The sequence below is a fragment of the Fulvimonas yonginensis genome (assembly GCF_037137055.1).
Lineage (GTDB): Bacteria > Pseudomonadota > Gammaproteobacteria > Xanthomonadales > Rhodanobacteraceae > Frateuria_A > Frateuria_A yonginensis.
Map to the genome: position 1 here is coordinate 42,300 of NZ_JBBBNY010000010.1, position 18,197 is coordinate 60,496.

Consider the following 18,197-nt stretch of genomic DNA (forward strand, 5'->3'; position numbering starts at 1 on the left):
AGCGAGCTTGCTCACGATGCCCGGTTCGATGCAATCGCGAGCAAAGGCATCGCGAGCAGACTCGCTTCGACGAGGGGGCCTCAGGCGGGCAGCGAGACCACCGGCGCGAAGCCGCCGAAGATCATGCGCTTGCCGTCGAACGGCATGGCGCTGGCCTGCATGTCCAGCCGCGGGTCCTGCATGACCTTGGCCATGCCGGCGTCGCGGGTGGCCTTGTCCGGCCACTCGATCCACGAAAACACCACCGTCTCGCCGTCTACGGCCTGCACCGCGCGGCGGAAGTCGGTGAGCTTGCCGTCCGGGACGTCGTCGCCCCAGCACTCCACCACGCGGGTGGCGCCGTGCTCGACGAACACCGCGTCGAAGGTCGCGGCATGGTCGATGAACTGCTGCTTGTTGGCCGTCGGTACGGCGATCACGAAACCGTCGATATAGGACATGGTGTTGCTCCTCGTGTCGTGGCCAGGCGGATGGCCTGGCCTATCCCGACGGGCGGGAACGCACGTAATCGACAGGTCGCTGTCGATCCGGGCAGGGCTGGCCCGTCGTAGGGGAGACCGGATGTCCCGGCTTTTCGTTCACCCCGAGGAGAACCACCATGCGCTTCCTTTCCATGATCCGTATCCAGGAGAACACCGGGCGGGTGCCCAGCGAGCAGCTCATGGCCGACATGGGCCGGCTGATCGAGCAGATGACCCGCGAGGGCACGCTGCTGGACACCGCCGGGCTGCGGCCCACCGCCGAGGGCGTGCGGATGCGCCTGCGCGGCGGTCGGATTTCGACCGTCGACGGTCCCTTCGCCGAAACCAAGGAAGTCATCGGCGGCTACGCGATCCTCCAGGCCGACTCGATGGTGCACGCGCTGGAGCTGACCCGGCGCTTCCTGGCGTTGCATGGGGACGGGTGGGACCTGGAGTGCGAAGTGCGCCAGATCGAGGGTCCCGACGGCGAGTGCGGTGCGGCACGGGCACAGGCGCAGGCGGCGGAAGCCTGAGCGGCGACGCCGCCGGAACGGGTCATCCCTTAGAGTCTGGGCCTGACCCTCCCAGCGGACGTCTCCCATGGCCTGCGATCCTCCCGCCGCCGCTCCCCGTCTCGTCGGCCGCAGCAGTTCGCACTTCACCCGGCTGGCGCGCCTGTTCGCAGAGACCCTCGGTGTCGGCTGCGATTTCACCCCGGTGCACGACCTGGCCTCGCGCGACCCGTCCGACTACGCCGGCAACCCGGCGCTCAAGCTGCCGGTGCTGGTGCTGCCGGAGGGGCCGGTGTTCGGCGCGGAGAACATCTGCCGTACGCTGGCCGCGCTGGCGCCGGAGCCGCGGCGCATCGTGTGGACCGAGCAGCTGCCCGGCCTGCGCGCGCGCAACGCCCAGGAGCTCGTCTGGCACGGCATGGGCGCGCAGGTGCAACTGGTGTTCGGCATGCAGGTGGCCCGACTGCCGGGGGAGAACGTCTACTTCGCCAAGGCGGGCGACGGCTTCCGCAACGCGCTGGCGTGGCTGGATGCGAACCTGGAAGCGGTGCTGCTGGAGCTGCCGCCGCGGGACCTGAGCCTGCTGGAGGCCTCGCTATTCTGCCTGGTCGAGCACCTGGCGTTCCGCGACACGCTGCCGCTGGCGCCCTACCGGCACCTGGCCGCGTTCGCCGATGCCTTCCGCGAGCGGCCGGCTGCGCAACGCACCGCCTATGCCTTCGATGTGGCGGCAGGCTGAGCCTATCGACGCGCCACGCTGACCACACGCGCCTGGATCCGGCCGGCCACCGGTCCGGGGCCGAAGTCCCTGGCGATGGCTTCGGCGGCGCGGTCGGTCGCGCGTTCCAGGCCGGCGGAGTCGCGCGCCTCGATCTCGCCGCGCAACGGTGTGCCCTGGCAATAGGCCAGCGCCGGCACCCCGGCCGTGTCCGCGCGGCTGCAGGCGGTGACGGTCTCGATCGTCGGAGCGCCCGCGAAGCCGGCGCGCGCCAGGTCGCGCCGTATCGCGTCGGGCGCGTGGTAGCCGTGCGGCAGGCGCGCGAGGAAACGCGGCGGGTCGGCCGGAAAGAGGTCGGCCATGGCCTCGTGCACCCGACGGGCGAAGTCGTTGGTTTCGATCCGGTCCCATACGCTGAACAGCAGCACGCCACCCGGGCGTAGCACGCGATGCGCCTCGGCGAAGGCGCGTGGCTTGTCGGGGAAGAACATTGCGCCGAACTGGCAGAGCACCGCATCGAAGCTGCCGTCGGCGAACGGCAGCGCGAGTGCGTCGGCCTGGCGCCAGGTCACCGGTCTTGCCGTGCGGCGCGCCCGGGCCACCGCCAGCATGGGTGGGTTGAGATCGGTGGCGACGATGTCCGCGTGCGTCAACCGTGCCGCCAGGGCGCGCGTCACCACGCCGGTCCCCGCGGCCAGCTCCAGCACGTCGCGGAGGGGTAGGGCCGTCAGCCGTGCCGCCAGGTCCTGCGCATACGGCGCGAAGATCAGCGGCACCAGCAGGCGTTCGTACAGTGCGGCAACGGCGGTGTCGAAGCAGTTTTCCGCTCCGGGAGTGGGCATGGTCGCGGCTCCGGCAGGCGTGGCGCGATCCTACGCCCCCCGCGCGTCGGACGGTCTGCTGACAGCCCCTGTCAGCACGCCCGTGGCAGGCTGCGTCCGCCCCTCACATCGGAGTCGCCCATGTCCGCCACTGCGCTCACCCTGTATGCCACCCGCGCCGGCTTCGGCCTGCCCGACACCAGTCCGTTCGTGATGAAGACCGAAGTGCAGCTCACGCTGGCCGGGGTGGCCTACGAGCGCGTTTCCACGATCCCGCCGCAGGCGCCCAAGGGCAAGCTGCCGTACATCGACGACCACGGCGAGGTGGTGACCGACTCCACGTTCATCCGTGCGCACCTGGAGCGCAGGTACGGCGTCGACCTGGACGCCGGCCTCGACCGGAATCAGCGCGCGCAGGCCTGGGCGATCGAGCGCATGCTCGAGGACCACCTGTACTTCGCCATGGTCTGGTTCCGCTGGCTGGACCCGGAAAACTTCGCCAAGGGCCCGGCGCATTTCGCCGACGCCGCGCCGCACGAGCAGCGCGAGTCCCTGCGCCGCGACCTGCTCGCGCGCAAGCAGGCCGAGCTTCACGCGCAGGGCCTGGGCCGGCATGCGCCCGCGGAGATCGCCGAACTCGGCCGCCGCTCGATCGATGCGCTCGCCACGCTGCTCGGCAAGCAGCCGTGGCTGATGGGCGAGCGACCCAGCGGCGTGGATGCCACCGCCTTCGGCATGCTGGCCTGCGTGATCACGCCGTTCTTCGACACACCGCTGCGCCGCGCCGCCGAAGCGCATGCCAACCTGGCCGCCTACGTGGACCGCGCGATGCGCCGGTTCTACCCGGCGCACGCCTGGCGTGCCTAGCCGGCGAAGCCGCTCGCCGGCGCGGAGGGGCGCTGCCGCGCCGGGTTGCCGACCACGGTGGCGCCGGCCGGCACGTCGCGGGTGACCACGCTGCCTGCGCCGACCAGCGCGTCGTCACCCACGGTCACGCCCGGCAGGATCAGGGCACCGGCGCCGATCCACACGTTGCGGCCGATCCGCACCGGCCGGCCGAACTCCAGGCCGCGCGCGCGTTCGGACGGATCGCGCGGATGGTCGGCGGCGAGCAGCTGCACGAGCGGACCGATCTGCGTGCGCTTGCCGATCCGCACCTCGGCCACGTCCAGGATCACGCACCCGAAGTTGACGAACACGCCGGCGCCGAGGTGGATGTTCCAGCCGTAGTCGCAGTGGAACGGCGGGCGGATCAGCGCGCCGTCGCCCACACCGGCGAGGCGCTCGCGAAGGAGCGCATGCCAGCGTTCCGGCCCGTCGGCGAGGGCGGCGTTGTAGCGTGCCAGCCAGCGGTGGTTGGCCGCGCGTTCGGCCCGCAGCTCGGGCGCCTCGGCGTCGTACGGCTCGCCGGCGAGCATGCGTTGCCTGGCATCGGGCATGACCTCAGCCCTCCAGCGCGCCCTCCTGCGGGTCGGCGGCCGCGTAGCTCGGATCCTCGGCGTCGTGCGGATGGGCCAGCGCGTGCCGCACCGCTTCGGGCAGGTGTTCGACGTCCAGGATCACCTTGCCCTCGTGCACGTCGCGGATGGCGGCGGCCGGCAGCGTGAAGTCGCCGCCGTTCTCGATGTTCACCACCAGCTCGCGGCTGTCCCCGCGCACTTCGCGCACGGCGCCCACGCCGACTTCGCCGTCGGCGACGAACACCATGTAGCCGGGTTCGATCGGTTCTTGCATGAAAGCACCTCGCTCGGTGGATCGCGGCCAGTGTGGCTGACGGTCCGTGCGGGCCCGGTGACGGTCAGGGCGCGACCTCGCGCACCAGGGTGGCGGCCAGGGCCCGGGTGTCGGGCACGCCGATACCGTCGGGGTCGCCGTGCACGTAATGGGTGACGTGCGGTACCGGGTCGTCGAACAGTCGGCCGAGCACGCGTGCGAGCTCGGCGCGGAACGCCAGCATGGCGGGAAACTGCAGGTGCTCGATCAGCGACCAGCACGCGCGCCCGCCCTGGTCGGCCGGCTTGACCTGGTGCAGCAGCGCGTAGCGTCCGGTGCGCGAGGGCACCCAGGACAGGGATGCGTACAGTTCGCGCAAGTGCGGCTCACCGCAGGCTGCGGCCGCCGCACGCGCCATCTCGCGGCTCAGCACGGTGGCATGGAACTCGTGCTTGCGGTGCAGGCGGATGCCGTCGAACTGGCATACCTCGCCGAACGGCGCCGCCATCAGTTCGGCGCGCAGCGGTAGCACGAAGGCGCGCTCCGGCGAGAAGCCGGGCCAGGGGATGGCGGGATGGGCGGATGCGGCCATGAGGCAAGGGTAACGGAGGATGAGCGGCCGTCGCCGTAGACGACGCGCCGGCACCGGCCGCCGCCGTGTTCTGCGATACTTCGTCCACGCGCGCCTCGCGCGTCGCCATTCGCTGATCGGCCCCAGGGAAGTCGAGGGAAACGCAGCACCACCCCAGCCTGGAGGGCCCCCCATGACCCGACGTTCCGGAAGTGCCGACCTGCCGCTGCACGGCGGCCGCGTGCCGCGCTGGCTGGCCGACCGCATGACACGCCTGGGCGCGCTGCTCGCCGAGGCGATCGTGCGCGAGTATGGCCGTGACGAGTTCCTGCGGCGACTGGCGCACCCGTTCTGGTTCCAGTCCTTCGGCGCCGTGATGGGCATGGATTGGCACTCGTCCGGCATCACCACCAGCGTGATCGGCGCGCTCAAGCGCGGGCTCGGTCCGTTGTCGGGCGAGCTCGGCATCCACGTCTGCGGCGGACGCGGCCGGTATTCGCGCGCCACACCGGGCGAACTGGTGGCGATCGGCGAGAAGGTGGGCTTCGACGGCAGCGCTCTGGCCAGCGCCAGCCGCCTGGTCGCCAAGGTCGACAGCGCCGCGGTGCAGGACGGCTTCGATCTGTACCTGCACGGCTTCATCGTCGGCGACGATGGCCGGTGGGTGGTGGTGCAGCAGGGCATGAATGGCGAACGACGGCAGGCGCGCCGCTACCACTGGCTGTCGGAGAACCTGAAGAGCTTCGTGGACGATCCGCACGCGGCGGTGTCCGGCCCGCGCCAGGGCCGCATCGTGAACCTGGCCGACCGGCGCGCGCAGGCCTCGCGCTCGGCGCAGCTGGCATTGCTGCGCACGCTCGGGCCGGACGGCATCGCGCGCGAGTTCGCGCGCCTCGAGGATGCGCCTGTGCCCGAACCCGCGCCGGCGGCGGAACCGCTGCAGCTCGGTCTGCTGCCGCACCTGTCCATGCCCGACCACCACGACGTGCGCGGCAGCGACGTGATCGCGCGACGCCTGCACGGTGCGCTCGCCGCGGCCGCGGAGAACGGACCGCGCGACTTCACCGAACTGCTGCAGGTGCCGGGCGTCGGCGCCCGCACCGTACGCGCGCTGGCGATGGTGGCCGAGGTGGTGCACGGGGCGCCCTGCCGCTTCAGCGATCCGGCGCGCTTCTCGCTGGCCCACGGCGGCAAGGACCGTCACCCGTTCCCGGTGCCCACGCGCGTCTACGACCACACCATCGGCGTGCTGAAATCCGCGGTGGAGAACGCCAGGATCGGCCGCGACGAGCAACTGGCCGCGCTCAGGCGGCTCGACGCGCAGGCACGGCGGCTCGAGCGCCACGCCAAAGGGCCCACGGTGGAGCAGTACATCGCCGAGGAGCGCGAGCGCTCGCACGACTACGGTGGGCGCAGCGTGTTCGGCTGGGAACCGCCGGCAAGCGCAGCGCCGGCGAGCGGCAGAAAGAAGGCCTCCTGATCGGGTCGCCAGCGCTGCGGCCAGCCGCTCCCTTGGTGCCGCGGCAGCGGAAGCTCATTGCCGACGCGTCTCGCCGTCGCCGATGCCGAGGCACAGGCGCAGCCACGGCGACGGCGGTGCCGTCGCGGGGCCAGGCGGGGGCGCGAGGGGCTCCGCCGGCACGTCACCCGGCAGGGTGCCGGCAGGCCGGCGTCGCCAGTGCCGATCCCGGACGCGGCCATGCAGCAGCAACAGGTCGGTCCAGAGGGAGGTCATGGCGGGTCGGCCCGGAACGTCCGTCGGCTGGGAGGCATGCGGTGGGCGCGAGGTCAGTCCCGCGTGTCGCCGCTCAGCGCCGTGGCGCGCATCGAGGGGCGGGCGCTGAAATCGGCGTACCACGCCGCCAGCCGCGGCCGTCCGGCCTGGAAGGCGTAGACGCGGCGGAACTCGATCCAGCTCAGCGCCGTGGCCAGCGCGATCGCGCCGAGGTCGGGCGCGAGGCCGTCGCCGAGCTCCGCTTCCAGGTGGTCGCAGGCGGCGGCGATCTTCGCCAGCTGGCCCTCGCGCATGGCCGGCCAGCGCAACGCCTCGGGACGGCGTTCGGCCTCCCAACGCACGGCGATGCCCGCGTCGGCGATGCCCTGCGCCAGCGCCTGCAGCCGCAGGGCGCGATAGCGGGACGACGGCCCGACCGGAATCAGCCGCGGATCGCCGAGGCCGTCCAGGTACTCGCAGATCACGTTCGAGTCGAACAGCACGAGCCCGCCATCGATCAGCACCGGCACCTTGCCCAGCGGGTTGAGCGCGAAGACTTCGTCGTTGCGGCGGGTGGGGCTGGTCTCGTGATGGACGACCTCGAGGCGGTCGGCCATGCCGAGCTCGTGGGCGGCGACCAGCACCTTGCGGGCGTAGGGCGAGTGGGTCTGGTAGAGCAGCTTCATGGGGACTCCGTCGGATGGGGGCGTGGGGCTCAGCGCGCGAGCAGGCGCTCGCGCAGGGAGGCGGAAACGTTCGCGCCGCTCAGTACCGTGGCGACCCGCCGTCCCGCGTAGCGCGCCGGCTGCGCCAGGATGGCCGCCACGCCGACGGCACCGGCGGGCTCCACCAGGTGCCCGAGGTGCCGGTGGAGCAGCCGCATGGCCTCGAGGATGTCCGGCTCGGACACCGCGACCGTGCCGTCGCAGCAGCTGCGCAGGTGCTGCACGGTGGCCGCAATGGGAGCGCGCACGGCGATGCCGTCGGCGAGGGTATCGGCGCGTTCGGTGGCGATCGCGCGCCCCGCATCGATCGACAGCTTCATCGCCGGCGCGCCGGCAGCCACCGCCGCGACGATCTCCACCGCCGGAGCGAGCCGACGCAGCACCGTGCCGACGCCGGCGAGCAGGGCGCCGTTGCCGACCGGCACCACGACGGCGTCGAAGGTGGCCCGGTCCAGCAGTTCCAGCGCGATCGTGCCCGCGCCCTCGGCGATCGCCGCCTCGGCGCCATCCTCGACGTAGCGCAGCCCGCGCTCGGCGGCGTGGCGGCGGGCCGCATCCTTGGCCGCGTCGAAGTCGCGGCCGACCAGGCGGACCTTGGCGCCGAAGCGCCGCATCGCCTCGATCTTCACCGGATTGGCGTCCCGTGCCGCGAACACCGTGCAGGTGTGCCCCCGCCGGGTGGCCGCGCGGGCGAGGCCCTGGCCGAAGTTGCCGGCCGAGGCGCAACAGACGGCCGCCGCCGGCGCGAGCGCGGTGGCGCAGAACGCCTCCGCGCCGCGGCCCTTGAACGACCCGAGCGGGTTGGCGAATTCGACCTTCGCCAGCAATCGGCAGCCCAGCCGCGCATCGAGCGCGTCGTCGCGCACGAGCGCCGATTCGAGGAACAACGGATCGATGTGACGGACCGACCGAAGGATGCGGCTGAAGCTCGGGATGGGGGCCATGGAACGCAGCCGTGCGATGGGGACGACTGGCTATGCTAGGGTCCGCCCGCGCGGCGTGGCCGCATCTGCAGCCGGCAGAACGCGTTTTTTCCCCGATCGGCGAGGTTTGTGCGCCCGGTGAGCATCGAGCTGGACAAATTCGACCGTCGCATCCTCGCGATCCTGCAGGCGGATGCCCGCCGTCCGGCGGAAACCATCGGGGCGCAGATCGGCCTGTCGGCGTCGGCCGTACAACGGCGGTTGGCGCGCTTGCGGCAGGAAGGGGTGATCACGGCGGAGGTCGCGATCGTGGATCCGGTACAGGCCGGGCGGCCGTTGACGGTGATCGCCGACGTCGAGGTGGAACGCGAACGCCCGGAGCTGCAGCTTCGCCTCAAGCAATGGATCGCCGCCGAACCGGCGATCCAGGAAGCCTGGTACGTCACCGGCGAGGGCGACTACGTGCTGATCGTGGCCGTGCGCGACGTGCAGGCGTACGAGGCGCTGATGCACAAGCTGATGGTGGAGAACGCCAACGTGCTGCGCTTCCGCACGCGGGTGGCGCTGGGCACGCTCAAGCGGGGCCTGGCCGTGCCGATGGATCCGCCCGCGGCTTGAGCGGCGGCGGCCGGCACGCCGGGGCGCGGGTCAGTGCCGGTTCTTCGGCGCGTCGGCGTCGTATTCGCGCTGCAGCCGGTGGGTTTCCTGGTCCACCTCGTCCTCGACCTTCTCGTCCATCGCGTTGGTGGCCTGGCCGGTGTAGTCGCGGTCGAGGCCGCGGCGGGCATCGGTGTCATGGGGCGGTTTGCTGGTCTCGGCCATGTCGGGTTCCTCGCGAAAGCCTGGTCGCCGGTTTACGCCGCGCCGCGTCGGGCGCCCGTGTAGGCAGGCAGCCGCCTAGTCCTGGCCCATCGCGTGCACGGTGGCCTTGCGCTCCTGCTTGCCCCAACTCACGGAAGGCCCGCGGATGGCGGTCCAGACCGAACGCACCACCACGTAGTACATCAGCTGCCGATAGCCGAAGCGCTGCAGCACCAGCCACCACAGCAGGCTCCACTTCTCCTTCTTCTCCATCGCGAAGGCGAGTACGCCAGCGGCAAGGTCGACCGCCATGAACACCGCATAGAACAGCGCCATCTTTTCCAGGTTGGCGTAGTTGAACTGCGCGTGGTGCTGCAGGTAGTCCAGGCCGGTGGCGACCAGCTGCCAGAGCATCAGCAGGTCGACCAGCGGCGAGGCGACCGAGAACAGGATCTGGAACAGCCACACCTGCGGCAACGCGACCAGGCCCAGCGCACCGTAGCGCGGGTTGAAGGTGGCGTTGCGATGCTTCCACAGGCACTGCAGCGTGCCGAACGCCCAGCGGAAGCGCTGGCGGGCCAGGCCGCGCGCGGTATCGGGCGCCTCGGTCCAGGCCACCGCCGTGCTGTCGAACAGCGCGCGGTAGCCGGCCTTCTGCACGGCCAGGGTGAGGTCCTGGTCCTCGGCCAGGGTATCGCCGGGGAAACCACCGAGTGCCTCCAGCGCGGTACGGCGCCAGGCGCCCACCGCGCCCGGCACCACGGTGATCGTGCCCAGCGCCGCCAGTGCGCGGCGCTCCAGGTTCTGGGCGGTGACGTACTCCAGCGCCTGCCATAGCGTGATCAGGTTGATGCGGTTGCCGACCTTCGCGTTGCCGGCCACCGCGCCGACCGCGGGGTCGGCGAACCAGCGCACCAGCCGCGCGATGGTGTGCGGTTCGAACTGCGTGTCGGCGTCCAGCGCCACCACCACCTCGCCGTGCGAGGCGCGCAGCGCCGTGTTGACGGCGTTGGCCTTGCCGCCGTTGGGGATGCGGATCAGCGTGACGCGCGGCTCGTCGGCGAACTCCCGCGCCACCACTTCGGCGGTGGCGTCGGTCGAGCCGTCGTCCACCACCACCACCTCCAGGTCCACGTGCCGGCTGGTGAGGATGCGGTGGACGGAACTGGCGATCACCTTCTCCTCGTTGTAGGCGGGGATCAGCACCGACACGCGCGGCGGCGCGTCGATCGCGGGCACGTGGCGGCGCCGGTCGCGCAGCCGGTTGACGATGGCGAGCCCGCCGAGCACCAGCAGCCGCGCCACGCCGAGCAGCACCGCGGTGAGGAACAGCGCGCGCAGGAAGTGGCCGAACCAGCCCAGGGTGAGGAACACCGAGCGGTCGGCCCAGCGCGCCAGCGAGCCGGGGGGTAGCGGCGGCATCGCCTGGTCGCGACTGAGGCCCGCCAGCTCGGACACGGTGACGAACTGGTAGCCCTGCGCGCGCAGGCCGTCGATGATCCGCGGCAGTGCCGCCACCGTCTGCGAACGCTCGCCCCCGCCGTCGTGCAGCAGCACCACGCGGCTCTGCCGGTCCGGGCTCTGGTGCGCCACCTGGGCGAGCACGCTGTCGACGATCTGGTCGGCCGGCAGGCGCTGCCAGTCGTCCGGGTCGATGTGCAGGCCGACCGCGATGTAGCCGAGCTTCTGCGCGATCCGGATCGGCACCAGCTCGTCGGCCGTTGTGGGCTCGGCGTCGCCGAAGTAGGGCGCGCGGAACAGCCGCATCGAGCGGCCGGTGAGCGCCTCGAACAGCCGCTGGGTGGCGTTGAGTTCGAGCGCCACCAGGCCCGGCGGCATCTCGCCCAGGTTGGGGTGGGTGAACGTGTGGTTGCCGACGTCGTGGCCTTCGTCCACTTCCCGCTGCACCAGGCGCGGCGACATCTCGGCGTTCTCGCCGATGACGAAGAAGGTGGCCGGCACGTGCTTGGCCTTGAGGATGTCCAGGATCTGCGGCGTCCATTCCGGGTCCGGTCCGTCGTCGAAGGTCAACGCGATCTTGCGCGGCGCGATGCCCACGCGCTGGATCACGTAGGAGCTGGGCAGGGCGGTGTAGCGCTCGTCGTCGATGCTGCCGTCGTCCTTGTCCACCTCCACGCTGCGCGCGCCGGGCGAGGGGGCGGCGGCGATCTGGAGCACCTCGCCCTGGCCTTCGATGTCGATGTCCTGGCCGGCGGCGATGGTGCCCAGGGCCTGCGGCGCCGGCGCGTCGTAGGGCCGGCCCAGCACCGACCAGATCGACGGATCCTCCGAGCCGAGCCGCCACACGGCGTAGCCCCACGGCTTGTAGCCGTCGGCCGCGTGCACCTGGTTGTAGGCGGTGACGCCGTCGAGGAACCACACCTGGTGTGCGGTGCCGTCGTCCTCGTCGTAGTCGTAGTGCGGGTTGTTGCTGTCCGGGTCGAACTCGATCGTGGCCTGCGCGTCGCCGGCGCGGTCCATCGCGTCCTGGAAGGTCAGCGCCTCGGTGGCGCGGCCCGGCGCCCAGTCGTAGCCGTAGCTGCCCAGCGCGACCAGCACCTGGTCCGGGTCGAGCTCCTTCATGCGCTTGTCCAGGGTCTGCTCGAACCAGTCCTGGCCAGCGATGGCGCCCGGGTCCTTGCCGGCCCAGTGCTGGTCGTAGGCCATCAGCAGCTCGAAATCGACCAGGTCGGCATAGCCCTTGTAATCCCAGCTGTCGTCGTCGAACGGCACCGATAGCACGATGCCCCAGCCGTGCGGTTCGAAGGCGTCGGCCAGTTCCGACAGGAAGGCCTTGAGGTCGGGCTGGGCGGCTGGCGGCACTTCCTCGAAGTCCACCGTGATGCCCTGGAAGCCGTGCGCGGCGAGGAAACCCACGATCTCGCTTATGCGCGCGCGGCGCCGCGCCGGGTCGGCCAGCAGCCGGGCCAGGCCGGGGCCGTCCCATTGCGCGTTTACCGCGTTCTGCAGCAGCGGCAGGATCGGCATCGACGGCCGGGTCCGGCGGATCAGGTCCAGCGCCTTGGGGTCGATCGCGGTGTGCAAGGCCATGTCCGGGCCGCTCACGCTCAGCCACGAGGGGATCACCCAGTCCAGCGTGGGCAGCGCGCGCTTGAGCGCCGGGTAGCTGCTGTCGTCCCAGTTGACGTAGAAGCCGATTGCCAGCGCGCGGTCGGCCGGCCGGTCGAGCGAGGGGGGCGGCGTGCGCGCGAGGCTGCCGCGGGACGCGGCCGCGTGATGGCGAAGCTGCCGCTGGCGCGCGCGTACCTCGGCCGCGAGTTTTTCGGCCGGCCGCACCAGCTGCGGCGCCGCTGCCCGGGCGTGCAGGCCGTGCTCGTGCCGGCCCAAGCGCAGCGCCCCCAGGCTGGGCCCTACGAACAGGCTCACCGCACAGGCGACCACCAGCAGCGTGCTGACCACCGCCAACGCCAGCCCGAGCCGCGAGACATGGCTCGCCCGCCGACCGGTGGGGTCGTAGAAGATCGGTTTCCTGTGCATGCCTGTGCGGATCGAGGAGAGCGGCTGCGCGATTGTCGTGGAGGATGGGTGAACTGTGACCTAGCGGCCGTCGGCCGCCGGTCAGCCGCGCGCCTGCGCCAGGCAACGCTGGTAGCGCCCATCCACCCGCCGCGCGAACCAGGCGGTGGTGAGCTTGCGGGTGATCTTGGGGCTTTCCAGGCGGATGCGCGGCAGCAAGGCCCGCGGCAGCCGCTTGCGCGCGGTGCGTTCGGCCAACGCGAACACGCGCCGGTACAGCTCGGTCCCGGCGAAGTCGGGGCGCTCCCCCAGCTCGAGCGCGTCGTGGATGTCGTCCTCGTCCAGGTCGAGCCTCCGGGCGAGCGTGCGCACGGCGCGCTCGGTGGCGCCGGTGCCGCCGGCGTAGCGGACCAGGTCGCCGTCGAGGTCCAGCGGGACGCCCGAGGCGACGCTCACCGCGTTCTGGAACGCCGCGTTGCGGCTGGCGTACCAGCCGGCGTTGTAGTCGGCGAAGCGGTACAGCATCTGCGGGTAGTCGGCCGGGTAGCCGAGCAGGTGGGCGATACCGAAGTACAGGCCGCCGCGGCGGCTGAACACCTCGTGGCGGATCGAGCCGTCGACCGGATAGGGGTAGGGGTGGTCCTTCGCATAGGCCTCGGCGAAGGCTACGCCGACCTGCATCGGCCCGCCGGTGTGCACCGGGTTGTCGTCGCCGAACAGCTGCCGGCCCAGCGGCACCATGCCCACGAAGTCCTCGTACAGGCGGCTGAGATCGCTTTCGGTGCGCGCGGCGGCCAGGCGTTCGCCGTAGGAGCGCCCGTCCGGCGATTTCAGTGCGAGGGCGGCGCGCACCAGGAACTGCGGCACATGGTGCTGCGCGGCGCGGCGGTCGATCTCGGCGCGCGCGATGCGGCCCAGCCCGGGCACCGCCGGGTCGGCGCGGTAGCCGGACTCCTGCGCGGTGACCGCCAGCGCGGCGCAGAGGTTGCCGGTGGTCGGCGGGAGGTCGAGCGCGGCGAAGGCAGCGTACATGTCGGTTGCCCAGCCGTTGCGGTCGGCGGTGTCGGGCGGCAGCAGGCGCACGATCTGGGCACGGACCTCGTCCGGGCGGCGCCCGGGCGGCTGCGCTTGCGGGCGGGCGCAGCCGGCCAGGATGGCGAGCGCGACGAGCGCGACGAAAGCTGCACGTGCCGTCGGTGGGATGCCGCCGCGGTCCGGCGCGAGGCGACCGGCGTGCCCGACACGCACTTGCGGGCGGGCGCTCACGCCTGGCTGGCCCGGCGCCGCTTCCAGCGCAGCCAGCGACGCTCCAGCAGCACCATCACCCAGCGCATGGGACGGCGCAGGAAGGGCAGGTCCTGGGCCAGCAGCAACAGCCCCAGCGGCAGCATCCACAGGCCCAGCAGCGGCAGCACGCTGAACACGCCGCCGACGATCAGCAGCACGCCCACCGGGATGCGGACCCAGCGCGAGGACGGTGCGCGCAACCAGCCCAGCGGCGAGCCGATCCAGTGCGGCAGCCGACGCTCGAAGCGGTCGAGCAGGCGGTTGAGGCGGTGTACGTCTTTGATCACCCGGTGCTCCCGGTCGAGGCTGCGCCATTCGACTACGCGCCGGCGCCGAAGACCAGCGACGGGCGCAGCTTCGGTTCAGGGTCGCTTCGGCGGATGCGGCAGTCGCGACCGCCTCGTGCGGGCCGACAGCGCGCCCGCACCGTCTCACCGGTCGAGCAACGCCTGCGCCCCCTGCAGATGCTGGCGCAACAGGGGCAGGGCGTCGCGTGCAATCTGTTGCAGCTGCCGGTTGCCGGGGTCGTCGGCGGCGCGTTCGTACAGCGGGATGATCCTGCGGTGCTCCTCCACCATCATCCGGGCGAAAGCCTGATCCAGCGCGGGACCCTGCAGCTTGCGCAGGTGGAGCGTGTCCTCGGTGACCTGCCGGTTGGACACGCCGTGCGCGCTGCCGTGCGCCTTCCTGGCGACCGAGACCTTGGTGAACTTCGCGTTGAGCGCGTTGTGGTCGTCGATGATCCGGCGCGCCAGCGCACGTACCTGCGGCGAGGAGGAGCGCTCCCATGCCGCCTGGGCCACTGCGATCTGCATCGAATCGTCGGCGGTGGCCTTGGCCACGAAGGCCTGTTCGTCCCGGCTGAGGGTGGGCGTGTGGGTGGTCACGGCGAAGACGGGCGCGCAGCCGGCGCCCAGGCAGAGCCCGAGCAGCGTGCGGGCGACGGGTGTCCGAAGCGGGGCTGGGTTCATGGACGGCCTTCCGTCGATCGCGAAAGGGGCCAGCCTAAAGACCGGCCCGGCAACGGGCGCTCAACAGGCCGTGAACAGCGGACCCACGTCACGGCCGGCGCGGCGCGCGGGCCTGCTCCGCACGGCGGTTGGTAGTATCGGCGCGTCGCCCGGGGAGATGCATCGATGAAGCGCCTGCTGATCGGTCTGGTGGTCGCCGTGCTGGTCGTGGTGATCGTGGCCGCCGCCGCGCTGCTGCTGGTGGACGTGAACCGCTTCCGGCCGCAGATCCAGGCCTCGCTCGGCAAGGCGGTAGGACGCGAGGTGAGTGTCGGCCAGCTGTACCTGTCGCCGTGGTCGGGCTCGCTGGGGGCCGACGAGATCCGCATCGGCGAGGACCCGGCCTTCGGTTCGCGGCCGTTCGTGACCGCCCGCTCGTTCGAACTCGGCGTGGAGCTGTGGCCGCTGCTGCTGCGTCGCGAGCTGCACGTCACCTCGCTCACGCTCGACCAGCCGGTGGTGCGGCTGGTGCAGAACCGGCGGGGCGACTGGAATTTCGCCAGCCTGGGCGGTGCGTCGGGGAAAACGGCGCCGCCGCAGGGCGCCGCCCAGGTGCCCGCGCTCACCGTCGATCGCCTGCGCATCGACGACGGGCGCATCGAGCTGCATGGCGCGGCGGGGGGCGACAAGGTCTACAGCCAGGTGCAACTGCATGCCGACCACGTTGGCACGCAGGCCGCGTTCCCGTTCGAGCTGAAGGCCGCGGTCGCGGGCGGCGGCAGGCTGGCGCTGGACGGCACGCTCGGCCCCTGGCAGGCCGGCAGCGCGCTGCTGACGCCGCTGGACGCGCACCTGGTGCTGCGCGAGCTGGACCTGGTCGGTGCCGGGCTGATGGCCAAGGGCAGCGGCGTCGGCGGCGTGCTGGACCTGGATACGCGGATCGCCTCGGCCAAGGGGGTGCTCGAGTCCAAGGGCCGCATCGATGCACGCAAGCTGCAACTGGTCGCGTCCGGGTCGCCGTCGCCGCAGCCGCTGCGGATCGACTACCAGGCGAGCTATCGCTTCGCCGCCGGGACCGGCCGCATCACCGGCGCCGCGCTGCACGCCGGTGCAGCACGTCTTGCCATCGACGGCAGCTTCGACAACCGGCCGGCGGTGATGCGGCTGGACCTGCACGTGAAGGGCGCGAAGCAGCCGGTGGACGACCTGCAGCCGCTGCTGCCCGTGTTCGGCGTGGTACTGCCCAAGGACTCGCGCCTGCAGGGTGGCACCGCCAGCATGGACCTTGCCGTGCGCGGCCCGCTCGATGCCCTGGTCATCCGCGGTCCGGTCTCGCTCGACGACACGCGCCTGGCCGGCTACAGCCTCGGCGACAAGCTGGGTGGCGCGCTGGCGCTGGCCGGGATCAGCGCGCCGAAGGACACGGTGATCCGGCACGCCGAGGCCGGTCTCACCATTTCGCCCGCGGGAATCGATGCCGATCCGGCCAGGGCGGAGGTGGCGCAGCTCGGCAGCTTCACCGGCAAGGGGCGCATGGCCGCCGACGGCCGGCTCGATTTCCGCATGCTGGTCAAGCTCGACCCGGCGGTGGCCGGCAGCGCGCAGGGCGGGCAGGGCCTGGCCGGCCTGCTCGGCGGCTCCAAGGCCGGACGGGCGCTCGGCGGCGTGCTGGGCGGGATGAGCGCGCAGGGCGTGGGCGTGCGCGTCGGCGGCACCGCCAGCGCGCCCAGCTTCAAGCCCGACCCGAGCGCGGCGGTGGGCCTGATCGAGGCCGGCAGCCGCGGCGCCGGCGTCAAGCCGGCCGCCGGCGCGTCGGCCGACAGCAAGCAGGACCCGCTCGACAACCTGCTGCAGAACGCGCTCAAGCCGAAGAGCTCCTCCAGCCACTGAACGCCATGCACCACGACGCCGCGGATTTCGTCGTGATCGGGGCCGGCCCGGCCGGCTGTGCGGTCGCCGCGCGGCTGGCCGATGCGCCGGACCGGCCTTCGGTCTGCCTGGTCGAGACCGGCCCGGCCACGCCGTCGTGGCTGAGCCGGGTGCCGCTGGGCATCGCCTTGCTGGTGCCGCTGCACGGGCGCCACAACTACGCCTATCGGACGGTGCCGCAGGCGCAGTTCGACGGCCGCCGCGGCTACGTGCCGCGCGGACGCGGGGTCGGCGGCAGCAGCCTGATCAACGCCATGATCTGCACCCGGGGGCAGCCGCAGGACTACGACGGCTGGGCCGCGCTGGGCTGCGAGGGCTGGGCCTGGCGCGACGTGCTGCCGGTGTTCCGGCGGATCGAGGACCACCAGCGCGGCGAGGACGCATGGCACGGCGTGGGCGGTCCACTCACGGTCAGCGACCAGCGCTCGCCCAGCCCGCTCAGCCTGGCCTTCGTCGAGGCCGCCGTGCAGTGCGGGTACCCGCGCAACGAGGACTTCAACGGCCCGCGCCAGGAAGGGGTCGGCCTGTACCAGGTGTTCCAGCGCGACGGCCGCCGCCTCGACGCCGGCCGCGCCTACCTCGACCGGCCGCGGCCGAACCTGCGCGTGCTGTGCGGTCGGCCGGCGCGTCGCATCGTGTTCGACGGCCGCCGCGCGGTAGGCGTGCAGGTGGGCCGGCGTGTGCTGGGCGCGCGGCGCGAGGTGATCGTGTGTGCCGGGACGATCGGTTCGCCGCAGTTGCTGATGCTCTCCGGGATCGGTCCGGCCGCGCATCTGCGCGAGCACGGCATCGCGGTGCTGCACGACGCACCGGAGGTGGGCGCCAACCTGCAGGACCACATCGACTACACGGCCAACGTACGCGTGCGGGCGGAGGGCCTGTTCGGCATGAACCCGGCGACGCTGGCGCGCATCGTGGCCGGTGCGCGGGCCTTCCGCCGGCGCGGCGAGGGCATGCTGACCAGCAACGCGGCCGAGGCCGGCGGCTTCATCCGGAGCGACGCGGCGGTGGAACGCCCCGACCTGCAGTTGCATTTCTGCATCGGCCTGGTCGACGACCACAACCGGCGCATGCACCTGGCCACCGGCATGGCGCTGCACGTCTGCGTGCTGCGGCCGGCCAGCCGCGGCCGGGTACGCCTGGGCGGCGCGGACATCGCCGACGCGCCGCTGGTCGACCCCAACTTCCTGGGCGAAGTGCAGGACCTGGACCTGCTCGCGAAAGGGGCGCTCATCGTGCAGCGCATCCTCGCCGCCCCGGCACTGGCGGCCTATGGCGGGCGTCCCCTGTACGGCACCGGACAGGAGGACGAGGTGGGCTTGCGCGCGCTGATCCGCCGCCACGCCGATACCATCTACCACCCGGTCGGCACCTGCCGCATGGGCGCCGACGCGCGGGCCGTGGTGGATCCGCGGCTGCGTGTGCGCGGCGTGGAGGGGCTGCGCGTGGCCGACGCCTCGATCATGCCCACGCTGGTCAGCGGCAACACCGAGGCCCCGGCGGCGATGATCGGCGAGCAGGCGGCCGCTTTCATCCGCGCCGAACGACCCACCCCGTAGGAGCGCGCTTGCTCGCGATGCCCTGGCCCTGGTGCC

General features: G+C 72.3%; 19 protein-coding genes. 7 read left to right on the plus strand and 12 right to left on the minus strand.

The window, feature by feature from the left end:
- Nucleotides 1-80 precede the first annotated feature (80 nt).
- Complete coding sequence (locus tag WAT24_RS12835) at nt 81-440, minus strand: DUF1428 domain-containing protein (protein ID WP_336808285.1); 360 nt, start codon at nt 438-440, stop codon at nt 81-83.
- Nucleotides 441-598: 158 nt separating this feature from the next.
- On the opposite strand from WAT24_RS12835, the gene WAT24_RS12840 reads away from it, so the two are divergent.
- Nucleotides 599-994, plus strand: coding sequence for a YciI family protein (locus WAT24_RS12840; protein ID WP_336808286.1), 396 nt, complete (start codon nt 599-601; stop codon nt 992-994).
- A 67-nt stretch (nt 995-1,061) separates the two neighbouring features.
- A complete protein-coding gene (locus WAT24_RS12845) occupies nt 1,062-1,712 on the plus strand; it encodes a glutathione S-transferase N-terminal domain-containing protein (RefSeq protein WP_336808288.1) in 651 nt (216 codons plus the stop codon).
- A gap of 2 nt (nt 1,713-1,714) precedes the next feature.
- On the opposite strand, the gene WAT24_RS12850 is transcribed toward WAT24_RS12845, so the two are convergent.
- Nucleotides 1,715-2,533, minus strand: a complete 819-nt coding sequence (locus WAT24_RS12850; RefSeq protein WP_336808289.1) for a class I SAM-dependent methyltransferase — start codon at nt 2,531-2,533, stop codon at nt 1,715-1,717.
- A 120-nt stretch (nt 2,534-2,653) separates the two neighbouring features.
- Between WAT24_RS12850 and WAT24_RS12855 the strand changes: the two genes are divergently transcribed.
- Nucleotides 2,654-3,379, plus strand: a complete 726-nt coding sequence (locus WAT24_RS12855; RefSeq protein WP_336808290.1) for a glutathione S-transferase family protein — start codon at nt 2,654-2,656, stop codon at nt 3,377-3,379.
- Here the strand turns inward: WAT24_RS12855 and WAT24_RS12860 are convergent.
- From WAT24_RS12860 to WAT24_RS12870, 3 genes are all read right to left on the minus strand, one after another.
- Nucleotides 3,376-3,951 carry a sugar O-acetyltransferase gene (locus WAT24_RS12860; RefSeq protein WP_336808291.1) on the minus strand — a complete coding sequence of 192 codons (576 nt, stop codon included), beginning with the start codon at nt 3,949-3,951 and terminating at the stop codon, nt 3,376-3,378. The genes WAT24_RS12855 and WAT24_RS12860 overlap by 4 nt on opposite strands.
- Nucleotides 3,952-3,955: 4 nt before the next feature.
- A complete protein-coding gene (locus tag WAT24_RS12865) occupies nt 3,956-4,246 on the minus strand; it encodes a hypothetical protein (RefSeq protein WP_336808292.1) in 291 nt (96 codons plus the stop codon).
- A 64-nt stretch (nt 4,247-4,310) separates the two neighbouring features.
- The gene (locus WAT24_RS12870) at nt 4,311-4,817 is read right to left on the minus strand and encodes a hypothetical protein (RefSeq protein WP_336808293.1); all 507 of its coding nucleotides are present in this window, start codon (nt 4,815-4,817) and stop codon (nt 4,311-4,313) included.
- Nucleotides 4,818-4,989: 172 nt separating this feature from the next.
- On the opposite strand from WAT24_RS12870, the gene WAT24_RS12875 reads away from it, so the two are divergent.
- A complete protein-coding gene (locus tag WAT24_RS12875; RefSeq protein ID WP_336808294.1) occupies nt 4,990-6,276 on the plus strand; it encodes a DUF763 domain-containing protein in 1,287 nt (428 codons plus the stop codon).
- A gap of 308 nt (nt 6,277-6,584) precedes the next feature.
- Here the strand turns inward: WAT24_RS12875 and WAT24_RS12880 are convergent, their stop codons facing one another.
- Nucleotides 6,585-7,196, minus strand: a complete 612-nt coding sequence (locus WAT24_RS12880; protein ID WP_336808295.1) for a glutathione S-transferase family protein — start codon at nt 7,194-7,196, stop codon at nt 6,585-6,587.
- 29 nt (nt 7,197-7,225) lie between these two features.
- Nucleotides 7,226-8,179 (minus strand): threonine ammonia-lyase, encoded by a 954-nt coding sequence (locus WAT24_RS12885; RefSeq protein ID WP_336808296.1) that lies wholly within the window; start codon nt 8,177-8,179, stop codon nt 7,226-7,228.
- A 117-nt stretch (nt 8,180-8,296) separates the two neighbouring features.
- On the opposite strand from WAT24_RS12885, the gene WAT24_RS12890 reads away from it, so the two are divergent.
- The gene (locus WAT24_RS12890) at nt 8,297-8,776 is read left to right on the plus strand and encodes an Lrp/AsnC family transcriptional regulator (RefSeq protein WP_336808297.1); all 480 of its coding nucleotides are present in this window, start codon (nt 8,297-8,299) and stop codon (nt 8,774-8,776) included.
- Between the two features lie 30 nt (nt 8,777-8,806).
- On the opposite strand, the gene WAT24_RS12895 is transcribed toward WAT24_RS12890, so the two are convergent.
- The 5 genes from WAT24_RS12895 to WAT24_RS12915 form a co-directional block, all read right to left on the minus strand.
- Complete coding sequence (locus WAT24_RS12895; RefSeq protein WP_336808298.1) at nt 8,807-8,980, minus strand: hypothetical protein; 174 nt, start codon at nt 8,978-8,980, stop codon at nt 8,807-8,809.
- A gap of 75 nt (nt 8,981-9,055) precedes the next feature.
- On the minus strand, nt 9,056-12,457 hold the full coding sequence (locus tag WAT24_RS12900; RefSeq protein WP_336808299.1) for a trifunctional glycoside hydrolase family 18/polysaccharide deacetylase/glycosyltransferase family 2 protein: 3,402 nt from the start codon (nt 12,455-12,457) through the stop codon (nt 9,056-9,058).
- An 81-nt stretch (nt 12,458-12,538) separates the two neighbouring features.
- On the minus strand, nt 12,539-13,639 hold the full coding sequence (locus WAT24_RS12905; RefSeq protein WP_336808359.1) for a DUF1615 domain-containing protein: 1,101 nt from the start codon (nt 13,637-13,639) through the stop codon (nt 12,539-12,541).
- A gap of 59 nt (nt 13,640-13,698) precedes the next feature.
- Nucleotides 13,699-14,010, minus strand: coding sequence for a hypothetical protein (locus WAT24_RS12910; protein WP_336808300.1), 312 nt, complete (start codon nt 14,008-14,010; stop codon nt 13,699-13,701).
- A gap of 144 nt (nt 14,011-14,154) precedes the next feature.
- Nucleotides 14,155-14,694: a DUF4142 domain-containing protein gene (locus tag WAT24_RS12915; protein ID WP_336808301.1), complete on the minus strand. Its 540-nt coding sequence runs from the start codon at nt 14,692-14,694 to the stop codon at nt 14,155-14,157.
- A 165-nt stretch (nt 14,695-14,859) separates the two neighbouring features.
- Between WAT24_RS12915 and WAT24_RS12920 the strand changes: the two genes are divergently transcribed.
- Both WAT24_RS12920 and WAT24_RS12925 read left to right on the plus strand, forming a co-directional pair.
- Entirely contained in the window at nt 14,860-16,563 is a 1,704-nt protein-coding gene (locus WAT24_RS12920) for an AsmA family protein (RefSeq protein WP_336808302.1), read from the plus strand.
- 5 nt (nt 16,564-16,568) lie between these two features.
- On the plus strand, nt 16,569-18,161 hold the full coding sequence (locus WAT24_RS12925; protein ID WP_336808303.1) for a GMC family oxidoreductase: 1,593 nt from the start codon (nt 16,569-16,571) through the stop codon (nt 18,159-18,161).
- The last annotated feature ends 36 nt before the right edge of the window (nt 18,162-18,197 follow it).

Coding starts and splice junctions, on each gene's coding strand:
- WAT24_RS12840 (WP_336808286.1), top strand. CDS start 599: ATGCGCTTCCTTTCCATGATCCGTATCCAGGAGAACACCGGGCGGGTG.
- WAT24_RS12920 (WP_336808302.1), top strand. CDS start 14,860: ATGAAGCGCCTGCTGATCGGTCTGGTGGTCGCCGTGCTGGTCGTGGTG.
- WAT24_RS12850 (WP_336808289.1), bottom strand. CDS start 2,533: ATGCCCACTCCCGGAGCGGAAAACTGCTTCGACACCGCCGTTGCCGCA.
- WAT24_RS12865 (WP_336808292.1), bottom strand. CDS start 4,246: ATGCAAGAACCGATCGAACCCGGCTACATGGTGTTCGTCGCCGACGGC.
- WAT24_RS12860 (WP_336808291.1), bottom strand. CDS start 3,951: ATGCCCGATGCCAGGCAACGCATGCTCGCCGGCGAGCCGTACGACGCC.
- WAT24_RS12835 (WP_336808285.1), bottom strand. CDS start 440: ATGTCCTATATCGACGGTTTCGTGATCGCCGTACCGACGGCCAACAAG.
- WAT24_RS12915 (WP_336808301.1), bottom strand. CDS start 14,694: ATGAACCCAGCCCCGCTTCGGACACCCGTCGCCCGCACGCTGCTCGGG.
- WAT24_RS12880 (WP_336808295.1), bottom strand. CDS start 7,196: ATGAAGCTGCTCTACCAGACCCACTCGCCCTACGCCCGCAAGGTGCTG.
- WAT24_RS12895 (WP_336808298.1), bottom strand. CDS start 8,980: ATGGCCGAGACCAGCAAACCGCCCCATGACACCGATGCCCGCCGCGGC.
- WAT24_RS12925 (WP_336808303.1), top strand. CDS start 16,569: ATGCACCACGACGCCGCGGATTTCGTCGTGATCGGGGCCGGCCCGGCC.
- WAT24_RS12885 (WP_336808296.1), bottom strand. CDS start 8,179: ATGGCCCCCATCCCGAGCTTCAGCCGCATCCTTCGGTCGGTCCGTCAC.
- WAT24_RS12845 (WP_336808288.1), top strand. CDS start 1,062: ATGGCCTGCGATCCTCCCGCCGCCGCTCCCCGTCTCGTCGGCCGCAGC.
- WAT24_RS12870 (WP_336808293.1), bottom strand. CDS start 4,817: ATGGCCGCATCCGCCCATCCCGCCATCCCCTGGCCCGGCTTCTCGCCG.
- WAT24_RS12855 (WP_336808290.1), top strand. CDS start 2,654: ATGTCCGCCACTGCGCTCACCCTGTATGCCACCCGCGCCGGCTTCGGC.
- WAT24_RS12900 (WP_336808299.1), bottom strand. CDS start 12,457: ATGCACAGGAAACCGATCTTCTACGACCCCACCGGTCGGCGGGCGAGC.
- WAT24_RS12875 (WP_336808294.1), top strand. CDS start 4,990: ATGACCCGACGTTCCGGAAGTGCCGACCTGCCGCTGCACGGCGGCCGC.